At 72.1% G+C, this 19,381-nt stretch carries 14 protein-coding genes, 1 pseudogene and 1 riboswitch; of the genes and pseudogenes, 7 read left to right on the top strand and 8 right to left on the bottom strand.

All coding sequences use genetic code 11. The annotated features are described in order from the left end of the window. Positions 1–49: 49 nt before the first annotated feature. Genes P3G67_RS18020 through P3G67_RS18010 form a run of 3 tightly spaced genes read right to left on the bottom strand, consistent with a single transcriptional unit; the run spans position 50 to position 4,592 of the window. A complete protein-coding gene (locus P3G67_RS18020; RefSeq protein WP_276094358.1) occupies positions 50–1,219 on the bottom strand; it encodes a VWA domain-containing protein in 1,170 nt (389 codons plus the stop codon). Continuing rightward, positions 1,216–3,510: a DUF5682 family protein gene (locus tag P3G67_RS18015; RefSeq protein WP_276094357.1), complete on the bottom strand. Its 2,295-nt coding sequence runs from the start codon at positions 3,508–3,510 to the stop codon at positions 1,216–1,218. Before P3G67_RS18015 ends, P3G67_RS18020 begins: the two co-directional genes overlap by 4 nt. Next, complete coding sequence (locus tag P3G67_RS18010; RefSeq protein ID WP_269853659.1) at positions 3,507–4,592, bottom strand: ATP-binding protein; 1,086 nt, start codon at positions 4,590–4,592, stop codon at positions 3,507–3,509. Before P3G67_RS18010 ends, P3G67_RS18015 begins: the two co-directional genes overlap by 4 nt. A gap of 135 nt (positions 4,593–4,727) precedes the next feature. On the opposite strand from P3G67_RS18010, the gene P3G67_RS18005 reads away from it, so the two are divergent. Further along, the gene (locus tag P3G67_RS18005) at positions 4,728–6,104 is read left to right on the top strand and encodes an SWIM zinc finger family protein (RefSeq protein WP_276094356.1); all 1,377 of its coding nucleotides are present in this window, start codon (positions 4,728–4,730) and stop codon (positions 6,102–6,104) included. Between the two features lie 46 nt (positions 6,105–6,150). Then, positions 6,151–7,755 (top strand): DUF5691 domain-containing protein, encoded by a 1,605-nt coding sequence (locus P3G67_RS18000; RefSeq protein ID WP_276094355.1) that lies wholly within the window; start codon positions 6,151–6,153, stop codon positions 7,753–7,755. A gap of 32 nt (positions 7,756–7,787) precedes the next feature. On the opposite strand, the gene P3G67_RS17995 is transcribed toward P3G67_RS18000, so the two are convergent. Further along, entirely contained in the window at positions 7,788–8,201 is a 414-nt protein-coding gene (locus tag P3G67_RS17995; RefSeq protein WP_269853662.1) for a cobalamin B12-binding domain-containing protein, read from the bottom strand. 414 nt (positions 8,202–8,615) lie between these two features. Between P3G67_RS17995 and P3G67_RS17990 the strand changes: the two genes are divergently transcribed. Further along, positions 8,616–9,446: an esterase/lipase family protein gene (locus tag P3G67_RS17990; protein ID WP_276094354.1), complete on the top strand. Its 831-nt coding sequence runs from the start codon at positions 8,616–8,618 to the stop codon at positions 9,444–9,446. A gap of 465 nt (positions 9,447–9,911) precedes the next feature. Further along, positions 9,912–10,631, top strand: a pseudogene (locus P3G67_RS36050) (M23 family metallopeptidase); the annotation flags it as partial. Positions 10,632–10,674: 43 nt separating this feature from the next. Here P3G67_RS36050 and pcrA read toward each other — a convergent pair. Next, positions 10,675–13,116 (bottom strand): DNA helicase PcrA, encoded by a 2,442-nt coding sequence (gene pcrA / locus P3G67_RS17980; RefSeq protein ID WP_276094353.1) that lies wholly within the window; start codon positions 13,114–13,116, stop codon positions 10,675–10,677. A 203-nt stretch (positions 13,117–13,319) separates the two neighbouring features. After that, a riboswitch (cyclic di-AMP (ydaO/yuaA leader) is annotated at positions 13,320–13,474 on the top strand. A 7-nt stretch (positions 13,475–13,481) separates the two neighbouring features. On the opposite strand from pcrA, the gene P3G67_RS17975 reads away from it, so the two are divergent. After that, the gene (locus tag P3G67_RS17975; protein WP_276094352.1) at positions 13,482–14,624 is read left to right on the top strand and encodes a C40 family peptidase; all 1,143 of its coding nucleotides are present in this window, start codon (positions 13,482–13,484) and stop codon (positions 14,622–14,624) included. Positions 14,625–14,695: 71 nt separating this feature from the next. Here the strand turns inward: P3G67_RS17975 and P3G67_RS17970 are convergent, their stop codons facing one another. Beyond that, positions 14,696–15,049, bottom strand: a complete 354-nt coding sequence (locus P3G67_RS17970) for a hypothetical protein (protein ID WP_276094351.1) — start codon at positions 15,047–15,049, stop codon at positions 14,696–14,698. A 264-nt stretch (positions 15,050–15,313) separates the two neighbouring features. On the opposite strand from P3G67_RS17970, the gene P3G67_RS17965 reads away from it, so the two are divergent. Together P3G67_RS17965 and P3G67_RS17960 are read left to right on the top strand one after the other, a co-directional pair. After that, on the top strand, positions 15,314–16,357 hold the full coding sequence (locus P3G67_RS17965; protein ID WP_276094350.1) for a C40 family peptidase: 1,044 nt from the start codon (positions 15,314–15,316) through the stop codon (positions 16,355–16,357). A gap of 537 nt (positions 16,358–16,894) precedes the next feature. Continuing rightward, entirely contained in the window at positions 16,895–17,293 is a 399-nt protein-coding gene (locus tag P3G67_RS17960) for an ATP-binding protein (protein ID WP_276094349.1), read from the top strand. 45 nt (positions 17,294–17,338) lie between these two features. On the opposite strand, the gene P3G67_RS17955 is transcribed toward P3G67_RS17960, so the two are convergent. Continuing rightward, a complete protein-coding gene (locus P3G67_RS17955; RefSeq protein ID WP_276094348.1) occupies positions 17,339–18,022 on the bottom strand; it encodes a LuxR C-terminal-related transcriptional regulator in 684 nt (227 codons plus the stop codon). After that, entirely contained in the window at positions 18,019–19,290 is a 1,272-nt protein-coding gene (locus tag P3G67_RS17950) for an ATP-binding protein (protein ID WP_276094347.1), read from the bottom strand. The genes P3G67_RS17955 and P3G67_RS17950 overlap by 4 nt, the downstream gene beginning before the upstream one ends. Between the last annotated feature and the right edge of the window lie 91 nt (positions 19,291–19,381).

Here is a 19,381-nt window from a genome sequence, read left to right as displayed (position 1 = left end):
CGATCCTTGCGGGTACGGGCTTGCTGGCGCAAGCCCGGTATTCCGCTTGCTACTGATGGGGCTTCATGTCCGTTATGGGCGGAGCGTCGTCGGGGATGGGCAGCGGTCGCTTCTCGATGGCCGCCGCCATCACCTCGGGAAACAGGTCAGGGGTGCAGGCGAACGCGGGCGCGCCCAGCGCGGCGAGCGCCGCCGCGTGCTCCCGGTCGTAGGACGGCGCTCCCTCGTCCGACAGCGCGAGCAGCGCCACGAACTGCACGCCCGCGGCCTTCATCGCCGCGACCCGCTTGAGCATCTCGTCGCGTATCCCACCCTCGTACAGGTCGCTGATGAGCACCACCACGGTCTCGCTGGGCCGGGTGATCAGCGTCTGGCAGTACGCGAGCGCACGGTTGATGTCGGTGCCGCCGCCGAGCTGGGTGCCGAACAACACCTCCACTGGGTCGTCCAGTTGATCGGTGAGGTCCACCACTGAGGTGTCGAAGACGACCAGTTTGGTGGCGATCGACCGCATCGAGGCCAGTACGGCGCCGAACACGGAGGAGTAGACGACGGAGGCCGCCATCGACCCCGACTGGTCGACGCAGAGCACCACGTCCTTCCTGACGCCCTGTGCCGCCCGCCCGTAGCCGACCAGCCGCTCGGGCACCACCGTGCGGTGTTCCGGAAGGTAGTTCTTCAGGTTGGCGCGTATGGTGCGCTCCCAGTCGATGTCGCGGTGCCTCGGCCGCCGAACGCGTGCGCAGCGGTCCAGGGCGCCGGTCAGCGTCGCCCGGGTACGGGTCGCCAACCGCGCCTCCAGGTCGGCCACCACCTTGCGCACCACGGTCCGCGCCGTCTGCTTGGTGGTCTCCGGCATCGCCTGGTGCAACGAGAGCAGCGTGCCGACCAGATGGACGTCCGCCTCCACGGCCTCCAGCATCTCGGGCTCCAGCAGCAGGGCGGACAGCCCGAGCCGGTCGATGGCGTCGCGCTGCATCACCTGGACCACCGAGGTGGGGAAGTACGTGCGGATGTCGCCCAACCAGCGGGCCACCCTCGGCGCTGAGCCGCCGAGCCCCGCCGCGCGGTCGGCAGCGGACTGGTTGCCGCCGCCGTAGAGCGCGGCGAGGGCGGCGTCCATCCGCAGGTCCCAGCCGGCCAGCCGGCATCCGGTGCCGTCCGCCTCGCCGCCCAGCACCAGCCGCCAGCGGCGAAGCCGCTCGTCGTCGGTCGTCATGCGCTGCTCCCCTCCCTGTGACCGACCTGGGCGCCGGCCCCCAACAGCAGCCGCAGCGTGGGCAGTACGGCATCGGCGCGGGCGGCGTCGAGTCCCTCCCCGAAGCCGTTGCCGTACACCTCGGCCGCCCCCGGCCCGGCCGCTCCCGGCCCACGTCGCACCAACTCCCCCACCGTGCGCCGCACACCGGGCTCGAACTCGGCGAACGTCCGCCGCACCAACGGCAGTACGTCGGTGAACGCCTCGTCCGGTACCGCCGACAGCCAGCCGTCGATCAGGGCCAGCAACTGCCGGTCGTGCACCAGCAGCACTCCGCCGCCGGACAGGAACCCGTCCAGCCAACCCGCGGCGTCCCTCGGCGTGCTGCCGGGTGACAGGGCGAGCCCCATCAGCCGGGCGGCCCACGCCGCGTCGAACCGTCCCTCGTCCAGCAGCAGCCGGGCGGCCCGGCCGCGTATCGTGCCCGCGACCGTGCTGTCCCGGGTGGCCAGCGAGGTCAGCACGGCCGTCCAGCGCTCGCCCGGCCGGTACGCCGCCAGCAGGCCGACCGCCGAGTGCACGGCGTCGAGATGGCCGCGCATCTCGGTGGCGCCCGCCTCGTCCAGCGCCACGCAGGCGGGCGGCAGGCCCACACAGATGCGCAGCGCGATGCCCTCGGCGACCTCGCGCAGCGCGCCCGCGTCGGTGCCGCGTACGTCGCCGTAGCGCGCGGAGCGCGCCAACGCGGGCAGTGCCTGGGCGAGATGGCCGACGTCGGCGTCGAGCGCGGCCTTGTCGGCGAGTACCCGCAACACGGTCGGCAGGGCGTCGGGCAGCGCGGCGAGCAGACACCGCTCGGCGAGCGCGGTGACCTCGCCGAGCCGGGCGGCGGCCACCACGGTGTCCTCGACCTTCGCCGTGGCGGCAGACTCCACCGTGGTGCCCCACACCCCGGCCTCGGCCACCCGCACCGCCAGTTCCGGCTCCCAGCGCAGCCGCCAACTCTCCCGGAACGTTCCGGTGTTGGCGGTACGGGAGCGGACCGGCTCGCCCCAGGGGATGCCGAGCAGGGCCAGCCGGTGCAGCAGTCGGCTGCGGGCGGCGTCGGTGCCCTGGCGCAGGTCCAGGTCCAACTCCCGTTCCGCCGCCTCGGGTTTGAGCCGCAGGGTGCGCTGCTGGCGGGCCAGGTCGCGGGCCAGCGGTACGGCGGGGGCGGTGTCGGGGACCTCGCCGAGGTCGTCGCCCACCACCAGGCGGTCGTGGATCAGCGCCAGCGGCAGCTGTGATCCCTCGCACATCACCGCCCGTACCGCGTCCATGGTCTCGGCGAGACCGGCCAGCGGCCGACCGCGCATCCCGGCCAGCGTCTCGGCGAGCCGTACCGCCTCGATGACGTGGGCGGACGACACCTGGCGGTCCTCGGCCCTGAGCAGCCCGGCGACCGCGGTCATCCACCGCACCAGGGGGCGGTCCGGGGCCGTGAACAGGTGCCGGTACCAGCCGGGCGAGTCGATTCCGGCGCCGTAGCCGCTGCGGCGGCGCAGCCTGCGGTGGGTCCAGGGCACCCAGGTGATCTCGGTCCTCACCTTGGGCAGGCCGCGCAGCGTCTGCCGGTCGGCGGTGGCGGTGGCGGGCGCGGCCAGCGCCGGTACGTGCCAGGCTCCGCAGACCACGGCGGTGCGGTCGTACTCGCGGGCGGCCTCGCGGATCCGCAGCCGCATATGGGCCTCGCGTACCGCGTCGCGGGGGTGGCCGCCGTCCGCGTGCCGCTCGCGCAGCGCGGTCATGGCCTCGGCGAGCGCGGTGAACGGGGCCAGCGGGTCGGCGTCCGGGCCGCCGTCGGCGCGGTGCTCCACGACGTCCTCCCACCAGCGCTCCGGGTCGTCGTGTCCGGCGGCCCCGGCCAGCACCGCCAGCGGATCGACCCGCGCGGCGGCCTCCTGCCCGCTCTCCTCGTCGGCCTCGTCGGCCTCGTCGCGCAGGGCGAGGGTGTGGGCGGCGGGCAGGTCGATGAAGCGCACCGGCACGTCCCGGCCGAGCGCCCAGCGGATCGCCACCCACTCCGGCGAGAACTCGGCGAACGGCCAGAACGCGGCCCGCGCCGGATCGTCCGCCGCGTGCGCCAGCAACGCCACCGGTGGCCGCAGCCCCGCCTGCGCCGCGATCCCCACCACGGCGTCCGCCTCGGGCGGCCCCTCCACCAGCAGCGCCTCCGGCCGGTACCGCTCCAGCGCGGCGCGCACCGCCCGGGCGGAGCCCGGCCCGTGGTGCCGCACCCCGAGCAGTAGTGGCCGCTCATGCGGGACGCTCATCCGGTCACCTCGCGGCAGGCCCGGTAGAAGTCCTTCCAGCCGTCGCGCTCACGCACCACGGACTCCAGGTACTCCAGCCAGATGACGCGGTCCGCCGCCGGGTCGCGCACCACCGCGCCCAGGATTCCGGCGGCGACGTCGGAGGGGCGCAGCACCCCGTCGCCGAAGTGCGCGGCCAGCGCCAGGCCGCCGGTCAGCACGGAGATCGCCTCGGCGGTGGAAAGCGTGCCGGACGGGGACTTCACCTTGGTGCGGCCGTCGGCCGTGATGCCGTCGCGCAGTTCGCGGAAGACGGTGACGACGCGGCGGATCTCGTCCGTGCCCTCGGGCACCGGCGGCAGCTCAATGCCCCGGCCTATCTGGTCCACCCGCCGCGCGACGATGTCCACCTCGTCCTCCACGGTGGCGGGCAGCGGCAGCACGACGGTGTTGAACCGGCGGCGCAGCGCGCTGGACAGGTCGTTGACACCGCGGTCCCGGTCGTTCGCGGTGGCGATGAGGTTGAAGCCGCGTACCGCCATCACCTCCTCGCCCAACTCCGCTATCGGCAGGGTCTTTTCCGACAGGATGGTGATGAGGGTGTCCTGGACGTCGGCGGGGATGCGGGTCAGCTCCTCGACCCTGGCGATGCCGCCCCCGGACATGGCGCGCATCACCGGCCCGGGCACCAGCGCGGCCCGGCTGGGGCCGTGCGCCAGCAGGTGGGCGTAGTTCCAGCCGTAGCGGATCGCCTCCTCGGGCGTGCCCGCGGTGCCCTGGACCAGGAGCGTGGAGTCGCCGCTGACGGCCGCCGCGAGGTGCTCGGACACCCACGTCTTGGCGGTGCCGGGCACGCCGAGCAGCAGCAGCGCGCGATCGGTGGCGAGGGTGGAGACGGCCACCTCGATGATCCGCCGCGGTCCCACGTACTTCGGGCTGATGACGGTTCCGTCGGACAGCGTGCCGCCCATGAGATAGGTCGCCACCGCCCACGGCGACAGCCGCCAACGGGCGGGGCGCGGGCGGTCGTCGACGGCCGACAGCGCCTTCAGCTCCTCGGCGAAGGCGTCCTCGGCATGCGGACGCAGGGCCTCTTCGGACATGACTCCCCCAACGGTCGTTCCTGGCAGGGAACTTGTGTGGCCCCAGGTTGCACGAGACCACTGACAATCCCCCTCGGAGAGGGGTAAGCCGCAGGTCAGGGCCGGTTGTCAGTGGTGGCTCGTAGCGTCGTGGGCATGGAGGACACCGAGCAGCGGTGGTCGGTGGAGCAGGTGCTCGCGCTTGCTCCTGACGCCGCGTCGCAAAAGGCGGGTACCCGGCTGGCCGTACCAGGGCCGTGGTCCGGCACGGGCGCCGCGGGACCGTCGGGGGACGGTGGCGGTGCGGTGGTGTGGGGGCTGTGCGCGGGCAGCGGCGGCAAGCCGTACCGCACGGCCGTCGATCTCGCGGGTCCGGCGTTCAACTGCAGCTGCCCCAGCCGCAAGTTCCCGTGCAAGCACGCCCTGGGGGTGCTGCTGCTTTGGGCGCGGGGCGAGTTGCCCGCGGGCACCGACGAGGCAGAGCCGCCGGAGTGGGTGGCGCAGTGGTGTGCCAAGCGCACGGCGGCGGTGCGCGAGAAGGCGGCCAGGCGCGACGGCGGGGGCGCGGTGGCCGACCCACAGGCCGCCCGCGGACGAACCGAGCGGCGCGCCCAGCGGGTGGCGGCGGGCGCGGTCGAGCTGGAGGCCCGGCTGGTCGACCAGTTGCGCGGCGGGCTCGCCACGGGCCGGGAGGACCAGCACGACTGGCACGGCGTGGCCGCCCGCATGGTCGACGCCCAAGCGCCCGGACTCGCCGCGCGGGCCCGGGAGTTGGGGGCGATACCGATGTCCGGCGGCGACTGGCCGTCGCGGCTGCTGGAGGAGTACGCGATGCTGCACCTGCTGGCCCGCGGCTGCCTCGCCCTGGACTCGCTGCCCGGCCCGCTGGCCGACACGGTCCGTGCCCGGCTCGGATTCACCACCGTCGGCGCGGAGTTGCTGGCCGGTCCGACGCTCCGGGACAGCTGGCTGGTGCTCGCCCAACAGGACAGTGTGGACGGGGCGATGACCACCCGCCGCATCTGGTTGCGCGGTGTGCGCAGCGGTCGCTCGGCGCTGCTGCTGTCGTTCGGAGCGGCGGGCCGGGCGCCGGAGGTGGCGCTGCCGGTGGGCCGGTCGCTGGAGGCCGAGCTGGCCTACCACCCGGGTGGGCTGCCGCTGCGCGCCGCGCTGGGCACCCGGCACGGCCCACCGGTCCCGGGCCACACACCGCAGGGCGTGCCGGTCGGGGAGGCACTGTCCGGGTACGGGGAGGCGCTGCGCGCGGACCCCTGGCTGGACGAATGGCCGGTGGTGCTCTCCGGGGTGGTGCCGATACCCGACCCGGGCGGCTGGCAACTGGCCGACGGACAGGGGGACTCGGCGCTTCCGGTGGATCCGCGGCGGCTGGGGCGGCCGGGCCTGTGGCGGCTCGCCGCGGTCTCCGGCGGCCATCCGGTCACCGTCTTCGGCACCGTGGGGCACCGCGGTCTCACCCCGCTGACCACCTGGTCGGCGGCGGGCGACGGGGCGGCGCAGGCGGTGGCGCTGTGACGCGGCTCGCGGCGCCTTGGCGGCGGCAACGAACGGGAGGGGAACCATGAGCATCACCGAGCGCGCGGCACCGGCCTGGGAGGAGCTGGTGTCCGCCGCACTGCTGGGCACCGCCCGGCGCAGACCGCCCATCGAGACCGGCGACGAGCACCCCGACCCGGCGGCCGCGCTGCTGGACGCGGCGGCCGTCGCCACGGTGCGCCGCCGCGCCGGACTGCGCCCGGCCCGTAGCGCACCACATCCCGCACCGGCTCCGGACGATCCGCGTCCGCTGCCCCCGCCGGCCGCCCGGGCCAGGCTCCGCGACCTGCTCAACGACCGTACGCTTCAGGGCGGTTCGGGAGGCGGACGGCGCGGCGCGGCACCGAGCCTCGCCGAACTGCTGCCGCAGTGGCTGGCGGCGGCCGGACGGCACGGCTACCGCGCCCCGGACGCGGTGCTGCCGGATCTGCTGGACGCCGCCCGGGCGCGCACCGATCTGCGGCCCGACGCACTGGCCCTGGCCGGTCCGCGCGCTGTGTGGCTCGCCGAGCTGAACCCGGAGTGGAGGTTCGCCCTGCGCGCGGGCAACCGCGGTGCGGCCGGAGACGCCGCCGCCGATCCTCGGGCGGCCCGGCGGCTGTGGGCGGAGGGCCTGTTCGCCGAACGCGTCGCGCTGCTCACCGGTGTACGGGAGCGGGATCCGGCCGCCGGACTGGCGCTGCTGAGCGGCACCTGGGCGCAGGAGCGGGCCGAGGACCGGCTGCTGTTCCTGGACGCGCTGCGCGGCGGTCTCGGCCCTGACGACGAGCCGTTCCTGGAGCAGGCGCTCACCGACCGCAGCCGCAACGTCCGCGCCACCGCCGCCGAATTGCTGTCCGCGCTGCCCGGCTCCGCGCTCTCCCACCGCATGGCCGAACGGGCCCTGGCCTGTGTCGCGTTGGACCGTACGGGGGTCGGTCCGCGCATCGTGGTCGAGGCGCCGCACGCCTGCGATCCGGCGATGGAACGGGACGGGGTGACCGCCGGTCCGCCGCCGGGGCGTGGTGAACGGTCCTGGTGGCTGGGCCAGTTGGTGGAAGGCGCACCGCTGGGGATATGGCCCGCCCGGTTCGGGGGCCGCACGCCGGAGCAGATCGTGGCGCTGGAGGTGGCCGACGACTGGCAGCCGGACCTGCACGCGGCGTGGTGCCGCGCGGCGGTGCGGCAGCGGGACGCCGAGTGGGCCAGGGCGTTGCTCGGGCCGCCGCCGGTACCGGCGGGTGCGGTGGTGGCCGTCGGGGATCCGGCGAAGCTGCTGTCCGTGCTGCCGGAGGACGAACGGGCCGTGTGGGTGGCCGAGTTCGTCGCCGGGCACGGTCTGTCGGAGGCGTTCCAGCTGCTGGGCGCGTGCGCGGTGCCGTGGGCCGAGCCGCTGGGCCGGGCGGTGGTCGACGCGCTGGACATCGCCCGCGAGGCGGGCAGCTACCCGTGGAGCTTCAGCGGCGTGATGGGCCTCGCGGAACGCTGTCTCGACCCGGCGCTCGCGGACCGCCTGGACCCGCTCACCGCGACCCCGGAGGACGGCTCCAACGCCTCTCCGGGCGCCGGGGCGTACTGGTCGGAGGCGTTCCAGCGGCTGGTCAGCACGCTGCGGCTACGCGCGGCCATGCTGGCGGAGCTGGCGGGGTAGTCCACCCCGACCGCTCGGGCCGGGGATGTCGTTCAGGCCTGGGCGGGCTGCCGTACGTTCTCCCGCACCCAGGTCACCACGTCGCCGGTCGGCGTGCCCGGAGTGAAGATCGCCGCGACGCCCAGCTCCTTGAGCGGAGGGATGTCCGCCTCGGGGATGATCCCTCCGCCGAACACCTTGATGTCGCTCGCGTCCCGGTCCCGCAGCAGCTCGATCACCTTGGCGAACAAGGTCATGTGCGCGCCGGAGAGGATGGACAGGCCGATCGCGTCGGCGTCCTCCTGGATCGCGGTGTCCACGATCTGCTCCGGGGTCTGGTGCAGACCGGTGTAGATGACCTCCATGCCCGCGTCGCGCAGCGCTCGCGCGATGACCTTGGCCCCCCGGTCGTGGCCGTCGAGACCCGGCTTGGCCACCACCACGCGGATCGGACCGGACACACCCATCACTGCCTCCATGCCATGCCATCGCTGCCATCGAGCGCCATTCGGCTCCAGCGTGAACGAACGTTATCTCCAGCATTGCGCACACGGCAGTTTCACGGTGCGCAGGGAGGGGGAAATCACACGTGGGACACGTTCGCACAGCGATCGGCCCGCATCTGCGCCCTCGTCGTTTGTAGCGCCTCGTCGTAGCGCGCCACCCGTAGCGACCGGGTGGTGGCAGGCGGGCCGCTCGTCTACCTGGGGAGCCGCAGCCAGGTCGCCGTACCCCCGCGCCGTCAGCCGCACGGCGCGGCGGTACGGCTTTGCCCGCCGACACCGTCGGTGCGGGCGGGCCACGGGCACCACCCGGCGACCCACAAGGGCCGCGGGGGGCCAGGCCTGTCTTCCCTGCGCCGAAAAGGGGGAGGTCGGGCCATGGTTGATCTGTCCTTGACGGACGTGGGCTGGCGCGGACTGATGCGCTCGCTCGCACTGCTCCGGGCCACCAGCGTGGAGCTGGCGGTGCTCACCGGGCACCTCCTCCTCTACCCCACCGGTGTCCTTCAGGAGCGCGCCGCCGACGTGCGGGCCGCTGCGGACGACGCGCTCGCCGGGCGCCGGATTCCGGCCGCGCCGAGCGGGCCGCCGCCGGTGCTGCTGCTGCACGGCTTCGTGGACAACCGGTCGGTCTTCGCCCTGCTCTCCCGCAGCCTGCGGCGGCACGGCTGGACGACCGTGCAGGCGCTCAACTACTCGCCGTTGACCGGCGATGTGCGCGACGCGGCGGCGTTATTGGGACAGCAGGTGGAGCGGCTGTGCGAACTCACCGGTCACCAGCGGATCGACATCGTCGGACACAGCCTGGGCGGCCTGGTCGCCCGCTATTACGTGCAACGGCTGGGCGGCGACGCCCGGGTGCGCACGCTCATCACCCTCGGCACACCGCACTCCGGTACCCGTGTCATACCGTTCGCCAGCCCGCACCCGCTCATTCGGCAAATGCGGCCGAATTCCGAACTGCTGCGCGAACTCGGGAAACCGGCGATCGGCTGCCGCACCCGCTTCGTCGCTTTCTGGAGCGAACTCGACGAATTCATGGTGCCCGCCGAAACCGCCCGGCTCGACCATCCCGACCTGACCGCCCGCAACGTCCTGGCGCCGGGCATCGGACATCTGACGTTCCCGGTCAACAGCGCGGTCGTCGCGGCGATTCGGCAGACACTGAGCACCGAGGAGGAATCCGACGGAGCCATGGACGCCGCATGACGCCGGACGCTCGGATGTTCTTCGCGCGCATGCCCGAATCGGCGCGTAGATTGTCGCCGTCCGGTAGTGCGGGATACAGTCGCCGCTGATTCTTCCGATGCCGAGGCGAAAGCGAAGTTGGCGGTGGACGAGTACGGCACGTACGGCTACGACGGTTATTCCACCGGGGCGTACGAGACCGGCACGTATGCGCACTTCGACAGCACGGCCGTCGCATACGCCCCGGGCAGCGCATATGACCCCTGTACCGCGCAGGGCTTTCACGAGGTCCATGACACCGGCGGCTACCCGGTATTCCACACATACGACACGGGGACGTATGAGACCGGCAGCTACGTCCTCGACCCCCAGGAAATCGATGACTATACGGCGGTAACAACGGAACCCGCCGAACCGGCGCAGGACGAACTCCCTCCCCCGGCGCCCCAACCCGAGCCCGCCGTAAGGCAGTCGGGCGGGCCGGGACGCCGGCGGCGCGCCGTCAGACGCTCCCGGCGGTCCGCGATGCTCACCGTCGGCGTGCCGTCGATGGCCGTCATGGGGGTCACCGCCGCCGCGGTGAGCAGCGTCGCCGCCGGACACCACGACGGCGCGCCGCCCCAGGCCGAGGCCACCCCAACCCAGGCCCCGGCCACCAAACTCGACCAGCAGCTGTCCGATGTCAGCCACGGTGCCGACGACTTCACCGACCGGGCCAGCCGCGCCCAGCAGCGCCTCGACCTCAGGAACCGGCAGGCCGAGGAGGCCAAACGGAAGGCGGCCGAGGCGGCCCGTAAGGAAGCGATGCGGCCGAAGTTCGTACTGCCGGTCGCCCAGCGGGGATTGAGCGCCTACTTCGGCCAGGCGGGCGTCAACTGGATGTCGGTGCACACCGGTATCGACTTCCCGGTGAGCGAGGGCACCCCCGTCGTGGCGGCCACGGACGGCACGGTCCGCACCAAGTGGAATCCGTCCTACGGCAACATGGCCATAGTCACCGCTCCCGACGGCACCGAGACCTGGTACTGCCATCTGAGCAGCACCAAGGTCCGCAGCGGGGCCGTCCAGGCGGGCACGGTGATCGCCTACTCCGGCAACACCGGCAACACCACCGGCCCCCATCTGCACTTCGAGGTCCGCCCTCACGGCGGCGAACCGGTCGACCCCCTACCGTGGTTGACCTCCCACGGCCTGGACCCGCGCTGAACGAGGCGGGTCCAGGGGCGGGGGCCGAAGCCCCTGATCGTTCCTAGAGCTTCTCGACCGGCGCGTACCGCAGCAGAAGCCGCTTCGGCTTCTCGTCCCCGAAGTCGACCGTCGCCTCGGCGTTGTCGCCGCTGCCCTTGACCGCGACCACCGTGCCGAGCCCGAACGAGTCATGGGTGACCCGGTCGCCGACCGCCAGCGAGACGACCTCCCGCTCCTTCGCCCGCCGGGTGGCGAACCCGGACGGCCCCGCCTTGCCGGTGCGCCCGGACGACATCGCGGCGGACGCGGCCGACACCGAAGGCGCCGAACCGCCGGTGCGCTTCCACTCGATGAGCTTGTCCGGAATCTCCTCAAGGAACCGCGACGGCGGGTTGTACGACGGCTGGCCCCAGGCGCTGCGCATCGCGGAGCGCGTGAGGTACAGCCGCTCGCGGGCGCGGGTGATGCCGACGTAGGCCAGTCGGCGCTCCTCCTCCAGTTCCTTGGTCTGGCCGAGCGCGCGCATGTGCGGGAAGACGCCGTCCTCCATGCCGGTCAGGAACACCACCGGGAACTCAAGGCCCTTGGCGGTGTGCAGCGTCATCAGCGTGATGACACCGCTGCCGTCCTCCTCGTCCGGGATCTGGTCGGAGTCGGCGACCAGCGCTACCTGCTCAAGGAAGTCCGAGAGCACACCCTCCGGCTGCTCCTGCTCGAACTCCAGGGCCACCGCGGCGAGTTCCTGGAGGTTCTCGATCCGGGTCTCGTCCTGTGGATCGGTGGACGCCTGCAACTCGGCGAGGTAGCCGGTCTGTTCCAGTACGGCTTCGAGCACGGTCGCCGGTCCGGCACCCGACTCGACGATGGTCCGCAGCTCCTCCATCAGCTCGTTGAACCGCCGGACCGCGTTGGCGGAGCGGGCCGCCATGCCGTACGCCTCGTCCACCCGGCGCAGTGCCTGGGGGAAGGTGATCTTCTCGCGCAGCGCCAGCGCGTCGATCATCGCCTCCGCGCGCTCGCCGATGCCGCGCTTGGGCACGTTGAGGATGCGGCGCAGCGGAACGCTGTCTTCCGGATTGGCCAGAACGCGTAGGTAGGCCAGTACGTCCCGGACCTCCTTGCGCTCGTAGAAGCGCACACCGCCGACGACCTTGTACGGCAGGCCGACCCGGATGAAGATCTCTTCGAAGACCCGGGACTGGGCGTTGGTCCGGTAGAAGACCGCCACATCGGAGGGTTTGGCATCGCCCGCGTCACTGAGGCGGTCGATCTCCTCGGCGACGTACTGCGCCTCGTCATGCTCGGTGTCGGCGACATAGCCGGTGATCACCGGCCCGGCGCCCGCCTCGGTCCACAGGTTCTTCGGACGGCGGCTGGTGTTGCGTTCGATGACCGCGTTGGCGGCGGACAGGATGGTCTGCGTGGAGCGGTAGTTCTGCTCCAGCAGGATCGTGGTCGCCGTCGGGTAGTCCTCCTCGAACTGGAGGATGTTGCGGATCGTCGCGCCGCGGAACGCGTAGATCGACTGGTCCGCGTCACCGACGACGCACAGCTCGGCGGCGTCCGTTCCGGTAGCCGACTGTGCCGTGCCGACCAGTTCGCGCACCAGCGTGTACTGCGCGTGGTTGGTGTCCTGGTACTCGTCCACCAGCACGTGCCGGAAGCGGCGCCGGTAGTGCTCGCTGACGTCCGGGAACGCCTGGAGCAGGTGGACGGTGGTCATGATGATGTCGTCGAAGTCCAGCGCGTTGGCCTCGCGCAACCGGGCCTGGTAGAGCGCGTACGCCTCGGCGAGCTTCTTCTCGAACGGGTTCTCCGCCCGGGCGGCGAAGGTCTCCTCGTCGATCAGCTCGTTCTTGAGGTTGGAGACCTGGGCACTGAACGACTTCGGCGGGAACTGCTTGGGGTCCAGGTCGAGATCGCGGCAGACCAGCGCCATCAGGCGCTTGGAGTCGGCGGCGTCGTAGATCGAGAAGCTGGAGGTGAAACCGAGCTTCTTGGACTCGCGGCGCAGGATGCGCACGCACGCGCTGTGGAACGTGGACACCCACATCGCGGCGGACCTCGGCCCGACGAGCTGCTCCACCCGCTCCTTCATCTCACCCGCGGCCTTGTTGGTGAAGGTGATCGCGAGGATCTGGCCGGGGTGCACATGGCGTGCCGCGAGCAGGTGGGCGATGCGGTGGGTCAGTACGCGGGTCTTGCCGGAGCCCGCACCGGCGACGATGAGCAGCGGTGAGCCGGAGTGGACGACGGCGGCGCGCTGCTGCTCGTTCAGCCCCTCCAGCAGGGCCGAGGCGTCGACCACGGGCCGCGGCGCGCCGTCCCGGTAGTACGTGTCGCGCAGCGTGCCCAGGGAGTGCGGCGGCGTGTCGTACCGGCCCCCGAACAGGTCGTCCGGAAGGTCTTCCGCCGGGTGCTCGTCCGGCGGCGGAGGGTGTTCCCCGCCCGGCTCCGCGGCGGCCATGTCGGCCAGGAAACTGTCATCGAAGAGGCTGCTCATCGTCCACCGAGTCTAGGCGTCCGCACCGACAGCCCGGGCCCGGTCCGGTCAACGCGCCCCCGGGGACCGTTCGGAGGACCAGTCGCACACAGGATCACGGAATGGTTGCGTACAAATCACGCCACGGGCTTCACACCAGCCACACACGTTCGCTAGCGTGCTCGACCAGGCGTCCGTCCCCCAACTCGGCGACCATGCCGAGGCGTACGCCTCCGCTGAGTCCGGCCCGTCCGGAACCGGGGACCCATCCGCACGACCTGGGGTGAATCGGCACGCGCGGCCCCCGCGCGAGCCGTAGGGCAACCTTCCGACCGCCCGAACCCGACAGCTAACCCGGTAAGCGGTCCACGGAAGGAGCGCCCGCGTTGGCGTCGCATCGCAAAGCCCGCAAACCGCTGAGCCTCGCCCTGGCGGCACCGGGTACCCGCTCGGCCATAGGTCTGACCTCGGCCGCGCTCGCCACCGTCACCCTGCTGAGCGAGACCGCCTCCGCCGCGCCGGCGCAGCCCTCCGCGCAGCCGTCGATCGAGGCGGTGCAGCAGCAGGTCGACCAGCTCAACCATGACGCCGAGGTCGCCACCCAGAAGTACAACCAGGCGCAGGAGAACACCGACGCGCAGCGCAGGAAGGCGGACGCGCTGCTCGACCAGGTCGCGAGCGGGGCGCAGAAGCTCAACGCCACCCGGCGCACGCTGGGGCAGTACGCCGCAGCGCAGTACCGCACCGGCGGACTGGGCAAGACCGCGCAGTTCTTCCTGGCCGCCGATCCGCAGCAGTACTTCGACCAGTCGCACCTGTTGAACCGGGCCTCCGGCAAGGAGCAGCGGGTCCTGGCGGACTACGAGACCCAGCAGGCGCAGGCCGCCAGGCAGCGCGGTACCGCGGCCAGGAGCCTGCAGTCGCTCAGCGACGCGCAGCAGCAGCTGGCGACCGACAAGGCGACGGTGCAGAAGAAGCTCACCCAGGCGCAGGACCTGCTCAACAGCCTCACCGCGCAGCAGAAGGCACGGCTGGCGGCGCTGCAGAAGCAGAAGGAGGAGCAGGCGCAGCGGGAGGCGGAGCGGCTGGCCGCCGAGCAGCGGCAGAAGCAGCGGTCACAGGGATCGCAGCAGGGGCCGGGGTCGGGCGGCGGCGGTTCGTACGCCGGATCCTCCTACGCCGCCAAGGCGGCCAAGGCGATCGCCTTCGCCAAGGCGCAGCTCGGCAAGCCGTACGTGTGGGGCGCCACCGGGCCCAACTCCTACGACTGCTCCGGCCTCACCCAGGCCGCGTGGGCCGCCGCGGGGGTCACGCTGCCCCGCACCACATGGGACCAGGTGAACGTCGGCCAGCGCGTCGCGGTCTCGGACCTCCAGCCCGGGGACCTGGTCTTCTACTACAGCGACATCAGCCATGTCGCGATGTACATAGGCAACGGCCAGATGATCCAGGCTCCGCACACGGGGGCCGTGGTGGACATCCAGCCCGTCACCGAAATGCCGATCTACGGGGCGACGCGCCCCGCGTAGCGAGACGGCAGGGCCTTCGGGGGCTCGGTCTCCGAAGGCCCTGCCGAGGGCTCACCCTCGGAGGGGGTGCCCTACGTCCACAGGACGGCGATGAAGATGTTGGCCATCGTGAGGCCGCCGACCGTGGCGAGGGCGCCCTTCTCCACCGTCTCCTCGTCCCGCTTGACGTAGACCACACCGAGGATCACCACCAGCAGCGCCAGCTTGACGCCGATCTTGATGGTGTTGATCTGCTGGTGCTGGGCCTCGTTGAGGCCCACCAGCACGATGCCGGTGGCGAGCATCGTCAGTGCGCCGTGCAGCATCGCGGGGACCATCCGGGCCTCGCCGCGCCCCATCGCCTTCATCTGGGTGAGGAAGCCGCCGAGCAGCGCGGCGATGCCGATGATGTGCAGGCCGACGAAGAGATGAATCAGCACGTCCATGGGCGTGAGCCTAATCTCGGCCATAGCACCCACTCCCACCCGGGTGCGCTCCAACCCGCGCTTCGGTCGTCGCCGCCGACGAAACCACGTCGCCCGCATAACGCGACGATCATGTTCGATCACCACATGATCGCTTGGCGCCAGTCCCGATCCATGCCCCGCATCCGCGTAACCCTCCGGTCTAGCGTCCCTCAGCAGAACCGAAGCGCTCCCCCGAACCAGTCGGGGAAGACCGCGCCATCGCGGAGACGGAGAAGTACCCCCGTGGCCTCGCACCGAAAACCCAAGCGGCGCGCCCTCACCGGAGCCACCGCCCGCACCGCCGCCACATTCGTGATCGCGGGAGCGGGCGCGGCCAGCGCCCTGACCGACACCGGGCACGCGACCCCCAAGCCCGCACCTGAGCAGGTCAAGTCGAAGGTGGACGCGCTCTACCAGCAGGCCGAACAGGCCACCCAGAAGTACGACGCGGCCAAGACACTGGCCGACGCCGAGCGCGGAGAACTCGCGGCACTACAGGACCAGTTGGCCCACCGCACCCAGCAGATCAACCAGTCCCGCGACCGCCTGGGCACGGTCGCCGCCGCCCAGTACCGCTCCGGCGACCCCGACCCGGCCATGCGACTGCTGCTCTCATCCCGGCCGGACCAGTACCTGGAGCAGGCGGGCATGCTCCAACGGGCGGGCCGCAGCCAGGCGGCGACCCTCGGCGGCCTGACCACCCAGGAGCGGCAGGCACAGGCGCTACGCGACCAAGCGTCCCGCAAACTCACCACGCTTCAGGCCACCGAGCACGAACTCGCCGCCAACAGGCAGACGGTGACAGCGGAGCTGGACCACGCCCGCGAGCTGCTCGGCCAACTCCCCCCGAGCCAGGCAGCGGCGAGCCAGCCCGCGGCCCCCCACACCCCCGTTGCCGCGCACCCCGCCCCCGTTGCCCTCCCGGTCCATGCCCCCAACTCCCGTGCCGCGCAGGCCGTATCCTTCGCACACGCGCAACTGGGCAAGCCGTACGTGTGGGGTGCGACCGGCCCCAACTCCTACGACTGCTCAGGGCTCACCCAGGCCGCCTGGTCCGCCGCCGGAGTCTCCCTCCCCCGCACCACGTACAGCCAGATCAACTCCGGCGCGCGGATCTCGCAGGACCAACTCCAGCCGGGAGACCTGGTGTTCTTCTACTCCAGCATCAGCCACGTCGGCCTGTACATCGGTGACGGCCAGATGATCCACGCCCCGCACCCGGGCGCTCCGGTCCGCGTCTCCCCGGTCTCCGAGATGCCGTTCGCCGGAGCCACCCGGCCGGCCTGACCGGCGGAAGGTCGCCAATCCGGACTCTTTCAGTCAGTCTTGACGAGGATTCACATAGCAAATGCATTAGACACGCAACAGCAGAAACCCACCCTGCCCGTCTCCCGCCGCAGAGCGCTCCGCCAGGAGCGCCGACCAGGAGGGGAAACACCGAGATGTTCCGCACCGCAGCCGTCGCCACCACTGGCGCCCTCGCCGCCCTGAGCTGCCTCACCCTCACCACGGCGGGCACGGCCACCGCCGCCACCCCGACGGTCGCCCAGTGCGCCACGGGAGACCTGAAGGCCGACTTCCAGCTCCAGCCGAACGTCGGCGACCGGCCCGAGACCGAGGGGTCGGCGCTCATCATGGTGACCAACCACTCCAAGCACACCTGCTCCGTACGCGGCTTCGTCGGCACCAACCGACGGCCCGGGACCGGCACGCGGTGGCGTCGCGACCCCGGGCCGTCGCGTTTGTCACGCGACGGGCACAACAGCGCTCCGTACCCGTACCGTCACTCCACACGCCCCCTTCCGGAGCGGCACCGTATGAGCCGTGAACGACGTCGAACGGCGCTTCCCGCGCCACTCCCGCAGCGTCGGCCGGGCCCGGAAGTGGCTGCGGCAGCAGGTGAGTTCGTGGGCCATTCCGGATGAGACGGCGCAGACCGCCCTACTGCTGCTGAGCGAGTTGATGACGAACGCCTGCCGCCACGCCCGGGTCCCGCCCGGCCGTCAGATCGGTGTCCGCTGCGTACGCACGGCGGACACCCTGCGCATCGAGGTCTCGGACGCCAACAACGACTGGCCGCGGCCACGTCAGGCCTCGGCCCGGGACTGCTCGGGCCGGGGTCTGACGCTGGTGGCGATCCTTGCGAGCGCCTGGGCCGTACAGCCCCGCCCGTACGGGATCGGCAAGACGGTGTGGTTCGAGCTGCCGGTGAGATCCCGGTAGGCGGCGGGACGCCCTCCCCGCCTTCGGCACCGGGCCCGGCGCCGCCTAGACCAGCCTGCGGGCCGTGGCCCAGCGGGTCAGCTCGTGGCGGTTGGAGAGCTGCAGCTTGCGCAGCACCGCCGAGACGTGGGACTCAACGGTCTTGACGGAGATGAACAGTTGCTTGGCGATCTCCTTGTACGCGTAGCCGCGGGCGATCAACCGCAGTACCTCGCGCTCGCGTTGGGTGAGCCGGTCCAGGTCCTCGTCGACCGGTGGGGCGTCGGAGGAGGCGAAGGCGTCCAGGACGAAACCGGCCAGCCTCGGGGAGAAGACCGCGTCGCCGTCGGCCACCCGGAAGATGGAGTCGACCAGGTCGGGACCAGTGATCGTCTTCGTCACATAGCCGCGTGCGCCGCCGCGGATGACACCGATGACGTCCTCGGCCGCGTCGGAGACGGAAAGCGCCAGGAAGCGCACCGGCTGCTCGGCGTCGGCCATCAACGGCGCGCAGCGGCGCAGCACCTCCACCCCGCCGCCGCCCGGCAGATGGACGTCCAGCAGCACGACGTCGGGACGGGTGGCGGTCACCACCGTCACCGCCTGGTCGACGTCGGCGGCCTCGCCGACCACGTCGACACCGGTGCGGTTGGTGTCGCCGATCTCGGCCTGCACACCGGTGCGGAACATCCTGTGGTCGTCGACGAGCACCACCCGTACCTGCCGCGTCGCAGACGTCTGTTCGCTCATCCCGCCGACCTCTCCATTTCCAGTTCCACTTCGGCACCCCCGCCCGGTGCGGCGTGCAGCCGGGCCTCGCCGCCGTTGCGCTTCATACGGCCGATGATCGACTCCCGGACGCCCATCCGGTCGTCCGGCACCTGGTCGATGTCGAAGCCGGGGCCACGGTCCCGTACCGAGACGAAGACCCGGGCGTCCTCGACCTCCGCGTACACCTGAACCGCTTCGTCGCCACCGTACTTGGCCGCGTTGACCATCGCCTCACGCGCGGCCTGCATAAGCGCGCCGAGGTTGCCGTCCAACGGGCAGTCACCGACGCACACCACCTCGACCGGAACCCCGTGGTGGTCCTCGACCTCGGCCGCGGTCCGGCGCACCGCGTCGGCCAGCGTGGTCGGCTCGTCCTCCTTGCCGGTGCCCTCCGGCCGGTACAACCAGGCACGCAGCTCGCGCTCCTGCGCCCGGGCCAGCCGGGCCACCTCGCGGGGATCGTCGGCGTGCCGCTGGATAAGGGTCAGGGTGTGCAGCACGGAGTCATGGACGTGCGCCGCGACCTCGGCGCGCTCCTGTGCGCGGATGCGCATCATCCGCTCCGTCGACAGGTCCTGGGTCATCCGCACCACGTACGGCCCGGCGAGCAACGCGATGCCGACCAGCACGGCAAGCGACGCCTGGAGCACCGCACCGAAGTCACGGGCGGAACTGCGCACCACCAGGAAGCCGGTGACGCCGGCGGCCACCAGGATCACGCCCGCCGCGCCCCGGGCCACCGGCCAGAACCGCTTGCCCCGGCTCATCTCCACCCAGCGGGCCCGACGGGCGTTGTCCGCCTGCCGCCACACCAGCGCCACACCCGCGCCGATCAGGACGACGGGCCAGATGTAGTGGTTGGCGGCGCCCGGGTTGAGGTTCTTCACCAGCACCGCGAAGCCCGCGATCACCGCGGCCATCGCGAGGATCTGCCCCCGGTCGGGCTTGCGGCCGGACGCCAGCCAGGCGCGCGGGTTCAGCGGCTGCCTCGCCGCCTGGTCGACCCCGCCCACCCCGAGCGGGACGACGAACCAGAACGCCGCGTACAGCGGAATGCCGAGGCCGCCGATGGTCAGCAGCACGGCGAAGGCGATCCGCACCCAGGACGTCGGCAACCCCAGGTGACCTGCCAGCCCACGCGCCACACCACCGATCATGCGGCCCTCCGAGCTGCGGTACAGCTTGGGCGGCGGATCGTCGTCGAAGTCGGCGCGGGCGGACCCGGCGGGCGCGGACACGGCAGGCATGTATCCGATCGTCACATGCCGCGGCGGCGTCCGGCATCAGGGTTGCCCCCGAGGTCTTCCCCGACCTGGGTGTCCCTGAGCAAGGAATCAG

Source organism: Streptomyces silvisoli (genome assembly GCF_029269905.1).
In the GTDB taxonomy this organism is placed as follows: domain Bacteria; phylum Actinomycetota; class Actinomycetes; order Streptomycetales; family Streptomycetaceae; genus Streptantibioticus_A; species Streptantibioticus_A silvisoli_A.
This window is presented reverse-complemented; position numbering and strand designations above follow the sequence as displayed.

What these genes read in the sequence shown, in the direction of transcription:
- P3G67_RS18020 (WP_276094358.1), bottom strand. Translation starts at nt 1,219, where the DNA reads ATGACGACCGACGACGAGCGGCTTCGCCGCTGGCGGCTGGTGCTGGGC.
- P3G67_RS18015 (WP_276094357.1), bottom strand. Translation starts at nt 3,510, where the DNA reads ATGAGCGTCCCGCATGAGCGGCCACTACTGCTCGGGGTGCGGCACCAC.
- P3G67_RS18010 (WP_269853659.1), bottom strand. Translation starts at nt 4,592, where the DNA reads ATGTCCGAAGAGGCCCTGCGTCCGCATGCCGAGGACGCCTTCGCCGAG.
- P3G67_RS18005 (WP_276094356.1), top strand. Translation starts at nt 4,728, where the DNA reads ATGGAGGACACCGAGCAGCGGTGGTCGGTGGAGCAGGTGCTCGCGCTT.
- P3G67_RS18000 (WP_276094355.1), top strand. Translation starts at nt 6,151, where the DNA reads ATGAGCATCACCGAGCGCGCGGCACCGGCCTGGGAGGAGCTGGTGTCC.
- P3G67_RS17995 (WP_269853662.1), bottom strand. Translation starts at nt 8,201, where the DNA reads ATGGGTGTGTCCGGTCCGATCCGCGTGGTGGTGGCCAAGCCGGGTCTC.
- P3G67_RS17990 (WP_276094354.1), top strand. Translation starts at nt 8,616, where the DNA reads ATGGTTGATCTGTCCTTGACGGACGTGGGCTGGCGCGGACTGATGCGC.
- pcrA (WP_276094353.1), bottom strand. Translation starts at nt 13,116, where the DNA reads ATGAGCAGCCTCTTCGATGACAGTTTCCTGGCCGACATGGCCGCCGCG.
- P3G67_RS17970 (WP_276094351.1), bottom strand. Translation starts at nt 15,049, where the DNA reads ATGGACGTGCTGATTCATCTCTTCGTCGGCCTGCACATCATCGGCATC.
- P3G67_RS17955 (WP_276094348.1), bottom strand. Translation starts at nt 18,022, where the DNA reads ATGAGCGAACAGACGTCTGCGACGCGGCAGGTACGGGTGGTGCTCGTC.
- P3G67_RS17950 (WP_276094347.1), bottom strand. Translation starts at nt 19,290, where the DNA reads ATGCCTGCCGTGTCCGCGCCCGCCGGGTCCGCCCGCGCCGACTTCGAC.